The following is a 12,186-nucleotide window of genomic DNA, read 5'->3' as shown; positions in this document are numbered from 1 at the left end:
ACGGTTTAATAACAAACTCATACGTAAAACTCTCGAAACCCTTTATTAACTTAGCAATGTTAAAAAGGCTGTTTATCGAATATTAGTATCTGATTTTAGTTGTTGATGAATATTTTAATTAAGATTGTTAACTATCATTTGAGCGTGTCATAAGTGGATTATTTACAATCATCAATCCAGTTATGATCATGAATTAAAAATTACCATACGTTAGAACTTATAAAAGCCGAACGATAAAATCAGTCATTATAAAGAAGATAGATTGATATCGGTTTTGGAGTTTGCGGTATTGTTAGATTGGTCTAACACTATCTCGCTCAATCTAAGATGTTTTTAGAGTTAGGTTCTAAGGTATAAGTCATAGAGGTATTTATGAATAAGCGTTTATCTGGTTTACTTACAATGTCAGCGGTACTATTTGCTGGCTCTGCAATCGCTTCTAATGCAAATGCTGTAGAATCAAGAACCTCCCTTGCTATGATCTCGCAAGATAACGCCTCCCATATCGACCGTGTACTTGGTGAACTTAGTCGTCAACATGACGGCGCATCAAGCTTAGTCAAGTCTGCACGCCAACCTGCTTCATTAGCGCTTAGCAGCTCACTGTTAGCCAGTGATACCGCCCAAGTCAGTAATGATGAAGATGTGTTAGAGCGCTTAACAGCTGTTGCCTCTAACTCTGTCAGCAAATTCAAGCAAACTGGTTTAGCTTCTTGGTATGGTCGCCAGTTTCATGGTCGCAAAACCGCCAGTGGCGAAACTTTTGATATGAATGGTTTAACGGCTGCACATCGCTCATTGCCATTAAACTGTTATGTTAGAGTGACCAACAAAACCAATGGTAAAAGCGTCATCGTTAAAGTAAATGATCGTGGTCCGTTCCATGGTAATCGTGTGATGGATTTATCTTATGGTGCTGCCAAAAAACTTGGTATTACTGCTAAAGGTGTCGGTAACGTCGCGATTGAGCGTGTTTCAGGACCTTCTTCTTAAACCATTAACGTTTTAGACCATTCGCGGTTTAAGCCTTTAACGGTTTTGTACAAATATTTTTAGATTTAAATAAAAGCGCCTAACTAATTGATAGTTAGGCGCTTTTTCGTGTCTTAAATTTACAAGGTTTATAGTTATAAATGTTAGATCAACAAACTATAACTCGAATGCACTCGCAATCGCATCATCAAGACGTTCGACTGCAATGACATTAATGCCTTTAAACTGCGGCGCATCTTTGGCAGGTGCATTGGCTTTAGGAATAATAGCATGCTTAAAACCATGCTTCATCGCTTCTTTTAAACGCTCTTGTCCATTGGGTACAGGACGAATTTCTCCTGATAGCCCCACTTCACCAAAGACCGCCAATGACGATGGCAATGCTTTTTCTCTAATGCTGGATGCACAGGCTAATAATACTGCCAAGTCTGACCCTGTTTCTATGACTTTGACACCGCCAACGACATTGACATAGACATCTTGCCCGCTGGTATGGATACCGCCATGGCGATGCATCACTGCTAACAGCATAGACAAGCGCTGAAAGTCTAATCCTAATGCCATACGTCTTGGTGAGCCTTGAGAGTCATCAACCAAGGCTTGTACCTCTACCAATAGCGGTCTTGTGCCTTCTCGGCTGACCATAACCACAGAACCCGCCACGGGCTTGTCATAGCGGCTCAAAAATATCGCTGATGGATTGGCAACCTCTTTTAGTCCCATATCTGTCATGCCAAAAATACCTAGCTCATTGACCGCGCCAAAACGGTTTTTGACGGCACGAATCATGCGAAAACGAGAATCAGACTGACCCTCAAAGTACAATACCGTATCGACCATATGCTCAAGCACTCGCGGACCGGCAAGTGTTCCTTCTTTGGTGACATGTCCCACTAGAAACAGAGCTGTACCTGTTTGCTTAGCATAACGTGTCAAAATCGCCGCTGACTCTCGAATTTGACTGACCCCGCCTGGTGCAGAGTTAATCGCATCAGTATAAATAGTCTGAATGGAATCAATAATAGCAATCGCTGGCTGCTCTTGAGTCAAAGCGGCACAAATAGTCTCGACATTGGTTTCAGCAAGCACACGAAGTCTGTCCGCAGGTAAATCCAAGCGCTTTGCCCGCATAGCAACCTGTGCCAATGATTCCTCACCAGTCACATACAGAGCGCTACCTGCCAGTGAATCCGCTTTTGCCATATTGGTCGCGGTTTGCAATAGAATGGTCGATTTTCCAATACCGGGGTCTCCGCCAATCAGTACCACAGAACCTGCAACCAATCCACCGCCCAACACACGATCAAACTCACTAATACCCGTCGGCAACCTGGTATCTAGACCTACGCTCACCGCATTGAGCGGCATCACTGCACTATGCGTTCCTGCATAATTGCCCGCCGGTGTACCAGCACCACTTGCATTACGAGGTATGGCGCGACCAGCATTGGGCTTTGCTACGTTTTTATTATGATGTGGCATACTGACGTTAGGCGCTTCAGTCAAGGTATTCCATTCGCCGCAATCACTGCATTGCCCTGCCCACTTGCCAAAATGAGCACCGCAAGCTTGACAGACATAACTGGTTTTATTTTTTGCCATAATATAGAAGCCTTATGCAGGTGTTCAAGTTTAAAAGAGAGAGTATATGAAAGGGAATGACGCTTATAAGCGTATTTTTGAAGATAAGAACTAAAGTATAAATATTAAGATAAACAAGCAGTTGCTGTAAGAAGCAATGTTTTATAGAAGGATTTTTGCAAACGGCACAATATAGAGATGGCTGACTAAGAATGCAAAGTAACAAATCTTATGTCAGCATAATTCAGTAATCAATCAATTAGTCTATACCTGAAAGTCTTTACCAAGATACACAGATTTCACCAGCTCATTTTCCAGAACTTCTTCTGAGGTACCCTCAGCAATGATAGCACCTTCTGATACGATATAGGCTTTTTCACAAATCGCTAAAGTCTCACGAACATTGTGATCAGTGATTAACACACCGATACCACGTCGTTTGAGCGCTAAAATGACATCTTTGATATCACCGACAGAGATAGGATCTACACCGGCAAAAGGCTCATCTAATAAGATAAACTTGGGGTCAGCTGCTAGAGCGCGAGCAATCTCACAACGACGACGCTCACCGCCTGATACGCTCATACCTAGAGATTTTCGTACATGTTCTAAGTGAAAATCACCAATGAGCTTTTCAAGCTCTTGACGCTGCTGGTTACCATTCAAATCTTTACGAGTTTGTAAAATGGCTAAAATATTGTCTTCAATGGATAGCTTACGAAAAATAGAGGCTTCTTGCGGTAAATAACCAATACCGGCACGCGCACGCTCATGCATAGCATATTTAGATAAGTCCATATTTCCCAAGGTGACACGGCCTTTATCCATATTGACCAGACCGACTACCATATAAAAACTGGTCGTTTTACCGGCTCCATTTGGACCTAGCAATCCAACGACTTGCCCTTGCTCAACAGAGAATGAGACATCTTTGACGACCCAGCGCTTACCATAGCGCTTACCCAAGTTTTGCATCGACAAACGAGCGACCGGCTCAACAGCATCATTCGCTGTTATGGTTTGGTTTGCTGCTAAAATGGCATTATTTTTATTATCATTCATAACTTACTCATAAGGTGGTCGCATTTAAATGGATAGCAACCACTGAAATGTTTAGTCTTTTGTTTATATTTATCGCAGGTGTTATGACTTAAGTCGTCATATAGCCTAACGTATACCACTCTGGCTGGTACTATTGTTAGGCGGGAATACCAATTCGACGCGCTGATTGCCGCCAGCAGTCGCTTCCACATCACCAGCTTTTAGGCTATAACGAATGACATTACCTGCGAAGCTTGCACCATTTTGCACCAATTTTGCATTGCCCGTTAGCGTCACGATACCCGTCACAGCATTATAGTCAATCTTATTTGCCTGACCTTTTGCCAGACCTTTTTCTTGCGTCACAACTTGCTGCATCGTCGCTGGACGCCCTGTTGCTACTGCAGAATTGATACTTCGACCTTGTGATAAATTGACAGTGATATTATCAGCGGTCATCTTAAACGTACCTTGAGTAATAACTACTGTACCAGAATAACTTGTAATACCGCTACGCTCACTATAAGTGGCTTTGTCTGCCAATAATTTAATAGGCTGATTGGCATCTGATGGCAAAGCATGGCTGTATAGTGGCAGCGCCAACAGCATAACCACTGGCAGTGCACGCAATCTATGCGACACTTGAATAGAGCGTGTCGATAGCAAGCGTAAAGTAGGCAAAGAATTAGATTTCATGAAAATTACTCGTTTTATAATGGGTAGTAGAGTTTGCAAACTTCCTGCTAGATGCTTCACTGAATAATATGCTAATTAAAATAAGGCTTTGTCTTGACGGTCAGCGGGCGTAAAAGAGACAGCCACTTGACCAAATTCATAGTCGCCCGTTTCAAGATTGGCTTTCATACTCGATGCCTCAAAACGGTTCATACCTTGTTCAACCTTAACTGGCTCATTACTATACACTTGACCTGACTTGGTATTGCCTTTCAATGTGGCACCAGTGACTTTAATAGGTTCAACTTCAGGCTTAGCTGTTTTGCCTTCACTGATTAAAGAAAAGCCACCTGATAAGCTCAGCTCGCCCGTCTGCTGACTGATAGCTGCTGTACCCGCTTCAATACGATAACGCTGCTCATCTGACGGTTCCCAGTTCATGGTAATGCCTTTCATCTCATCTTTATTGGTCACCGGATTGTGCGTCAATGACTCAGCGCTCAGCTCATATTCGGTCTTGCCTTGCTCATTCGTTTGTACCGCCTTAATATCTGTTGCTTCATAATCGACATCAGAGGTTTCAATATTGACTGGCGGCGTGATTTCCCCTTGCTGCTTAAAAAACCAACCAGCAAGACCAGCGATGATCAAGGTAATGACTATTAAAACACGAGTATTCACGATAAGTCATCCTGATTTTTTACTTCATCAAGCGTATAGTGCGCGATAAAGTCTTGGTAATGTCCATGACCCTTTAAAATGAGATCACATACTTCACGTACGGCGCCTGTACCGCCGGCTCGCGTGGTCACCATATCACTGCGATTGATAACCTCTGCTTGGGCATTTGGCACAGTAGCAGCAAATCCTACTGTTTGCATGGCTTTGATATCTGGCAAATCATCACCCATATAAGCACAATCAGCAGCTGTGATATTAAGTGCCGGATCAAGGCTTGCAAGCAGCTCGTTTAATGCTACTAACTTATCATCACGTCCTTGGACAATATAATCTACACCAATTTCAGTGGCGCGTTTATCGACCATAGAACTGCTACGACCGGTAATAATCGCAGTCAAAATACCATAACGGGCTAATGACTTGACGCCTAAACCATCATAGACAGAAAACGCTTTGGTCTCAACACCATTGGCATCATAGATAATTTGACCATTTGATAAAATACCATCAACGTCCATGACCAATAACTTCACTTGTCCGGCTTTCTTGATTAAGTCTTGCATCAGTCATCTCTTCTATTAATAGATATTCTAATATAACGTTTATTTTACACCAGCTTGTAGTAAATCATGTACCGTAATAATGGCTTCTAGGCGCTGGTCATCATCGATAATAAGCAATTGACTGATAGCATTCTCATTCATCACGCTAAGCGCATCTGATGCTCGCATAGATTTACTGATACGACGAGGGCTACTTACCATCAGCTCACGCATCGGGGTCTGCAAATCAATGCCTTTTTCCAATCCTCGCCTTAAATCACCATCGGTAAATATACCAACTACTTTTTTCTCATCATCTGTGACCACCGTCATGCCCAATCGCCCAGCTGACATGATAAATAGTGCTTCTTGTAACGGTGCCTGCTGATTGATGAGTGGCAAGTCCTCTGTCTTAGTATGCATCAAATCTTCTACGCGGGTCAGTAATTGACGACCCAATGCACCTGCAGGATGCGATAACGCAAAATCTTCTGAGGTAAAATTGCGGGCATGCACTAAGGCAACTGCCAATGCGTCACCGAGTGCTAGAGTTGCTGTGGTACTTGAGGTAGGAGCAAGATTGAGCGGGCAAGCTTCTTGCGACTTACCAAGTGTCAATATAATATCCGCAGCATGGGGCAGCATACCGCGTTTATCTCGACTGATACTAATCAGCGGAATATTTAAGTGCTTGACCACAGGCAAGAGCATTTTTATCTCATCTGACTCGCCAGAGTTAGAGATGGCAAGCAACACATCCCCTTTGACCAACATTCCGAGGTCACCATGCCCTGCTTCACCAGGATGCATAAAGAACGATGGCGTACCAGTAGACGCAAATGTCGCCGCTATCTTACGACCAATCAATCCCGACTTACCCATCCCTGTCACAACCACACGACCTTGACATGCCAAAATGATGTCACAAGCCTGAGCGAATCTATCATCTATTTGCTCGGTCAGTAATGCTAGTGCCGCCTTTTCAGTATTGATGGCATCAATAGCGGTACTAATAAATTGCTCATGGGTTAGATTGCGTTCAGGACTATTCATACAGTGGCTCTATATTTTATTAATTTTTTGTTTGCAATGACTCTATATTTTTGGCTATATGTTATTATAATTTGATGAATCATTTTACTATACATTTTATAATACTATGAACCATATTAATAATTATGGTCAATATTAATATGATGCTGTAGGAATACAGCCATAAGGGTATCGCAGGTACATTAAAATATTATTGCTTATAAGAATATCAATACAAAAAAACCCACTATAATAGTAGGTCTCAATATGATATCTCATGTCTTAGTAGGAGGGTCTAAGAGTTGCTATCATCAGATTCGTCATTAGGTTTGTTGTCATAACCCACATTCTCTGACGGCGCTTCAAAACCACGATCTTGACCAAAACCACCACGCTCAAAACCGCGTTCTTGACCTTGACCAAAGCTACCGCGCTCAAAGCCGCGCTCTTGGCCTTGACTAAAGCCACCACGATTAAAGCCACTACGATTGGCAAAACCACGTTCTTCAAAGCCGCCACCAGTAGCTGGATTTGCGCTACCGCCACGCTCAAAACCACCGCTCACACCGCCACTTTGACTCGGATAGCCCATTGGTGCTGCGCCTTGGCTTTGAGTAGTCGCGCTTGGCGTTGTACTGCTACGAGGATTACGTGCTGGGACGACTGTTGAGATAGCATGCTTATATACCATCTGACTGACGGTATTTTTCAGCAAAACCACATACTGATCGAATGATTCTATTTGACCTTGCAGCTTAATACCGTTCACTAAAAAAATAGAAACAGGAATGCGATCTTTGCGTAGTGAGTTCAAGAACGGATCTTGTAAAGTTTGTCCTTTTGACATGAAATCTCTCCTAAATATTATATAATTATTGTTAGCGCCAATTATTTTAAGGGTTACTGCAATTATAATGGCTAAGGGTAGATACAATAATAAGTCTTATTTATAAAACGTATCTAAATAAGTGCTAAAGCTTGTTAAGTCATTCTACTTTATCGTGAATATGTCATTATTTTCATAAATTAAGTAACCAAGTGTTGCATGGGTCACCTCTATCACCAAATGTTGATGAATAATCACTAAAAAGCAGTTAACGCTTGCAACAGTTAACACTTTCATATAATCAAATTATAACAGTTATATACATTATACTTTGAAAATAATTGTCATTACTTTCGTATCTTTGTATGCTGTTATACGGTCATGCTGTGTTTTTATTACTACAGCTCGACCATTAATATTACAGAACACTAATGGTCTGACAAATCTAGATATAGGCAAACGACTGATATCACTCATTAAACCAAATACGCTCTCGCCTGCTCCATAGTGCTCAATGAGTGCAATATTAACTTATTTTTTTGAAGATCTGTCAGATCATCAGAGCCAACAATGGATGTCGACGACGCTGTTACTGATCCTATTGCAGGCACTGCTGCCGTATTGGACAGTTGCATCACTTTTCGCAGCCACGTGTATTGGCGCTTTGCTAACTGCCTTGTAGCATATAATGCCTTATTTTGCATTTGCTGACAAGCAAGCGCTTCGGTTTGGGCAGTTGCCATTGGTAGATGCGTCTGAGTTATGCTACTTTGAATCGTGGTATCTTGCTCTTTACTTTCGTTACTTGATGGTTCCAATTGAGCAAAAGCATCATAAAACTGCGCTTTATCCAAATGGGGCTGTTCAAATACAGGGTGATTAGTCTGTACCAAATACTCTAATACTTGTCGATAACCAACACAGCGCATCGAAGGTAAGCCTGGGGTCAAAGGATAATGCTCAAGCAAACTGATAACCTCTGCTATCAATCCCTCATTCCACATGATATCTAATCGCTGCTCAATACGCGTATGCAACCATGGACGGTCTGGCATAACCGCCAAAGCATGCCACTGTTGATTGGGATTATGTGCCAATGCCTGCTTGGGCTGACGCTGCCAGTCACTAATAGGAATATCAGTTTGCAAATATACTTCAACCGCGCGGGTAATGCGCTGAGTATCGGTGGCATTAAGGCGCTCATGACTAATCGCATCGACTTTACCAAGATAATCATATAGCGCACTGATACCCTCATCTTGGCGCCACTGTTCAACGCGTGCGCGAACACTGTCATCACTATCAGGCACTGGTGAGAGTCCATCAAGCAATGCCATGTAGTACATCATCGTACCACCGACGAGCAAGGGTATTTTGCTATTCTGATGACATCTATCAATCAGTCTTGCTACATCATTAACAAACTCAGCGACACTATAGCTTTGCATAGGATCAATGATATCGACCAAATGATGAGGGTATCGTGCCAGCTCAGCAGCGTTTGGTTTTGCGGTACCGACCGTCATGTCACGATACACCAATGCTGAATCTACCGAAATCAGCTCATAACGACCGCTATCATAAAGCTCGTAAGCCAAAGCAGTCTTACCACTCGCGGTTGGTGCCATCAAGCACACCACGCTATTGTCCGCCAAATTGGGACTTAAGTAAGAAGATAGGCTATCAGACGAAAGTCGCATATACTTGCCTTTGATGGTCATGGTTTTAAGAACAATAAGGTAAATTATTGATAGCTCAGCGATATGTCCTAACTATAGAAAATACGCTATTTTCACAATAGCGCTATTTAAGCGCAGATGATAACATCAATGTGACTAATTGATGACTATCTATAGAGTGGATAGCATATTTGCTCAGTATTGCTTCTATGTCTACTACAAAAGCTCGTGCATCTTGTGCAGACATTTGCATGCTTATCTTCGCCAATTGTTGATTGGTAGTAGTACTATTTAATACTTTGGCTTTGTCATACATAGTGCTGCTAAAGACAGTAGCCTCAAACAATACTTTTAATCTTGACTGCCATCTCTCAGCACTAATTAGCGCATACTGCCCTTGATAATAAAATAGCAACCAAGGCAGCGCTTTACTGTCATTACCATGTATAGCTGTCGACTCCACCAAACCAGTAACACTATCTATAACTTCTAAGCAAACTGGTAAAGGTGGTGTGTTTACAGAGTGACTATTAACAGCATGACGACTGTCTTCTACAGGCTTATCAATATGAAAGTCTTTAATACTTTCGGATAACGACTCATTTTCTGACAGCTGATATGGTTGCTTAGGAGCTTGCACTTGCTGACTTGCCGTTGCATTGTTGGTAGATGATGTTATTGCGTCTAACGCATTAAACGACTTTCTTATGGAAATATTATCATTTGGTGCTCGCTCTTTAGAGCGAACAATTTTCGCGGTATTTATCGTTCTTAGCTTCGCACGAACCGCATGACTTAAATGCGCCATGATATTGTTCAGCGGGCTAATCTTGATACGCTGCTTTGAAGGATGAACATTAACATTGATCCACTGAGTTGGTAACTCAAAATAAAGCGCATAACCCATACCTGCTAGCTGTACACTTTGAGCCATTTGACGAAGCTGATTGCTAATTAATGCCTCTTTTACCAATCTGCCATTTACATAAATAAGCTTTGGTAAACTATGGTTGGCATCATGACTTGCCCACAACCAACCGCCAATACTCGCCGCTTGCATAGTGCGTACATTATCAGCATATTCACCATTAGCATGAGTAGCAGAAGAACTTCCAAATTGCTGCGTTAGGCTAGATAAATCAACCGCGACTTCAATGGCCTGCTCTTTAAGTGCCAATCCAGTCGCTTGCTCCAAACGTGATAGCGGCAGATACTTTTCAGTATCTTTATTTATAGTGTTTACCGACAGTGATAGCCGTTTTTTATTATCATGAAAAAGCGTCAGCGCCACATCAGCGCGTGCTAAAGCCACTTCACGGACAATCGTTTCAATATGACCAAACTCAGTCGCGATAGATTTCAAATTACCACGGCGTGCTGGTACATTGAAATATAAATCTTTGACTGTAATAGTAGTACCGCGATGATGCACAACGGGTATTAGTTTTGGCGTATCGCCCAATATACCGGCAACTTGCAACTGACGCCCAATCCCGCTGCTATCATGACTACTGGTTAAGGTCAAACGGGAAACAGCAGCCGTCGCTGCCAGTGCTTCCCCGCGAAAACCCAACGTTGTAATACCATGCAAGTGTGCCACATCAGCGACTTTGCTAGTGGCATGACGTGTGACTGCCATGACCATATCATCGGGATAAATCCCAACGCCATTATCAATCACCTCAATCATACCCATGCCACCTTGGGTAATGCGGACTTCGATATCTGTGGCATGAGCATCAATTGCATTCTCGAGGAGCTCTTTAACCACCGCTGCTGGACGCGTCACGACTTCACCCGCCGCTAATTGATTAATAAGCAGCGGTGATAGTTTTTTAATGCGTGTATTGGTGTGGCTATGTAGCATTGATGGGTATCATATATTGAAAATAATAGAGGCGGATTTTAAGCCTTTAAACATCTGTAGCACGATTTGGACTAAAGATTTAGATTGGATAAGTCAAAACCTTGTGCTTGTCCTGCCTTTGACAATCGTATTGCAACTTGGCGAGATTCTTTATCATCATTACCATTACTTTGAGTCATATCAATAAACATAGTAGGCAGCGGCAAATAGCTGTCCGCACGGCTCGCCCATTCAATGATAACCAACGCATTTGGCTCATCCAAATACTCATCAAAGCCAATAAAAGACAGCTCTTCTGGATCTTGTAAACGATATAAGTCAGCATGATAAACAGGTTTAATTGAGCCGTCATTTTGAGTAATACCATAAGGCTCAACCAAGGTATAAGTCGGACTTTTCACCGCTCCTTTATGCCCTAGCGCTTGCAACCAATAGCGAGTTAATGTGGTTTTACCTGCACCCAAATCTCCTGCCAGCCACACACTACCTGTCAGCGGCAAAGCTGCTAATTGCTCAGCCAAACGCTGGGTATCTTTTTCCGAATGCAGCGTCAAAGTCTGCAAGTTCTTACCACTTATAGCTGCGTCTTCAATCGTTTGATTATTATTCATTAAACTCAATCTACCTGTACTTGCATTGTGACTGCTGGATTAACGAAACTATCGCCGCGTATCAATTTGGCATATAGTTCAGGATCACTCCACTCAGCACTAACTTGGTCGCTAAACTCAAATTCTTCTAGTGTTAGCTTGCCCATTTGCTCATTAGCCACATCATCAGCAAAACACTGCGCGTACCCCGTTGCAGTTTCATGCGCAATCACTGAATATACGCTGACATCCACTTCGCCATTTTGCATTTGTGTCTGTTGCAAAATCTCTTGCGCCCAAAAGAATATTACCCGTGAGAATTGCTCTGCTGATGGCGATACCGGCAAGCTGATCCAACGTGCACTGAATTTCTTACAGGCAGCGATGTACTCAGAATCGTCTTTACTCCAAAAACAAATCGCATGATCAAAGCTGTCGATAATGTCTTTAATAGAGGATTTTAATAAGCCAAAATCATAGACCATCTGCCCATGATCTAAACGCTTGGCCTCAAGTATCAGCTCGATCTGATAGCTATGACCATGAATCGAGTGTTTGCAACGCTCAGAGCTACAGTTACGCACAATATGGGCATTTTCAAATTTAAACAGTTTACGGATACGCATAATAATCAACCAAAACAGTAAGCATCATTGTGCTAAATAATAATAGGATAAAG

Annotated in this window: 11 protein-coding genes and 1 pseudogene; 1 reads left to right on the top strand and 11 read right to left on the bottom strand. The window is 42.4% G+C overall.

Annotated elements, in window-relative coordinates:
- Positions 1–645 precede the first annotated feature (645 nt).
- Positions 646–993: pseudogene (locus tag OEG80_RS12985) on the top strand (septal ring lytic transglycosylase RlpA family protein); the annotation flags it as partial.
- A gap of 156 nt (positions 994–1,149) precedes the next feature.
- On the opposite strand, the gene radA reads toward OEG80_RS12985, so the two are convergent.
- From radA to OEG80_RS05365, 11 genes are all read right to left on the bottom strand, one after another.
- Positions 1,150–2,595: a DNA repair protein RadA gene (radA, locus tag OEG80_RS05415; RefSeq protein WP_133104583.1), complete on the bottom strand. Its 1,446-nt coding sequence runs from the start codon at positions 2,593–2,595 to the stop codon at positions 1,150–1,152.
- Positions 2,596–2,838: 243 nt separating this feature from the next.
- Positions 2,839–3,636 carry an LPS export ABC transporter ATP-binding protein gene (gene lptB, locus OEG80_RS05410; protein WP_181209935.1) on the bottom strand — a complete coding sequence of 266 codons (798 nt, stop codon included), beginning with the start codon at positions 3,634–3,636 and terminating at the stop codon, positions 2,839–2,841.
- Between the two features lie 105 nt (positions 3,637–3,741).
- Positions 3,742–4,311: a lipopolysaccharide transport periplasmic protein LptA gene (gene lptA / locus OEG80_RS05405; protein WP_011513820.1), complete on the bottom strand. Its 570-nt coding sequence runs from the start codon at positions 4,309–4,311 to the stop codon at positions 3,742–3,744.
- 75 nt (positions 4,312–4,386) lie between these two features.
- Entirely contained in the window at positions 4,387–4,971 is a 585-nt protein-coding gene (gene lptC / locus OEG80_RS05400) for an LPS export ABC transporter periplasmic protein LptC (RefSeq protein ID WP_263242205.1), read from the bottom strand.
- A complete protein-coding gene (locus OEG80_RS05395) occupies positions 4,968–5,534 on the bottom strand; it encodes a KdsC family phosphatase (RefSeq protein ID WP_263242204.1) in 567 nt (188 codons plus the stop codon). Before OEG80_RS05395 ends, lptC begins: the two co-directional genes overlap by 4 nt.
- A gap of 39 nt (positions 5,535–5,573) precedes the next feature.
- Positions 5,574–6,566, bottom strand: coding sequence for a KpsF/GutQ family sugar-phosphate isomerase (locus OEG80_RS05390; protein WP_149491721.1), 993 nt, complete (start codon positions 6,564–6,566; stop codon positions 5,574–5,576).
- A gap of 274 nt (positions 6,567–6,840) precedes the next feature.
- Positions 6,841–7,392 carry an RNA chaperone Hfq gene (gene hfq, locus OEG80_RS05385; RefSeq protein ID WP_149491722.1) on the bottom strand — a complete coding sequence of 184 codons (552 nt, stop codon included), beginning with the start codon at positions 7,390–7,392 and terminating at the stop codon, positions 6,841–6,843.
- Positions 7,393–7,847: 455 nt separating this feature from the next.
- A complete protein-coding gene (miaA, locus tag OEG80_RS05380) occupies positions 7,848–9,071 on the bottom strand; it encodes a tRNA (adenosine(37)-N6)-dimethylallyltransferase MiaA (protein ID WP_263242201.1) in 1,224 nt (407 codons plus the stop codon).
- 103 nt (positions 9,072–9,174) lie between these two features.
- Positions 9,175–10,917, bottom strand: a complete 1,743-nt coding sequence (gene mutL / locus OEG80_RS05375) for a DNA mismatch repair endonuclease MutL (RefSeq protein ID WP_263242199.1) — start codon at positions 10,915–10,917, stop codon at positions 9,175–9,177.
- Between the two features lie 71 nt (positions 10,918–10,988).
- Positions 10,989–11,528, bottom strand: coding sequence for a tRNA (adenosine(37)-N6)-threonylcarbamoyltransferase complex ATPase subunit type 1 TsaE (gene tsaE / locus OEG80_RS05370; RefSeq protein WP_263242197.1), 540 nt, complete (start codon positions 11,526–11,528; stop codon positions 10,989–10,991).
- Positions 11,529–11,533: 5 nt separating this feature from the next.
- The gene (locus tag OEG80_RS05365; protein ID WP_263242196.1) at positions 11,534–12,133 is read right to left on the bottom strand and encodes a 6-pyruvoyl trahydropterin synthase family protein; all 600 of its coding nucleotides are present in this window, start codon (positions 12,131–12,133) and stop codon (positions 11,534–11,536) included.
- Positions 12,134–12,186 lie beyond the last annotated feature (53 nt).

The organism is Psychrobacter sp. SC65A.3 (genome assembly GCF_025642195.1).
In the GTDB taxonomy this organism is placed as follows: domain Bacteria; phylum Pseudomonadota; class Gammaproteobacteria; order Pseudomonadales; family Moraxellaceae; genus Psychrobacter; species Psychrobacter cryohalolentis.
This window is presented reverse-complemented; position numbering and strand designations above follow the sequence as displayed.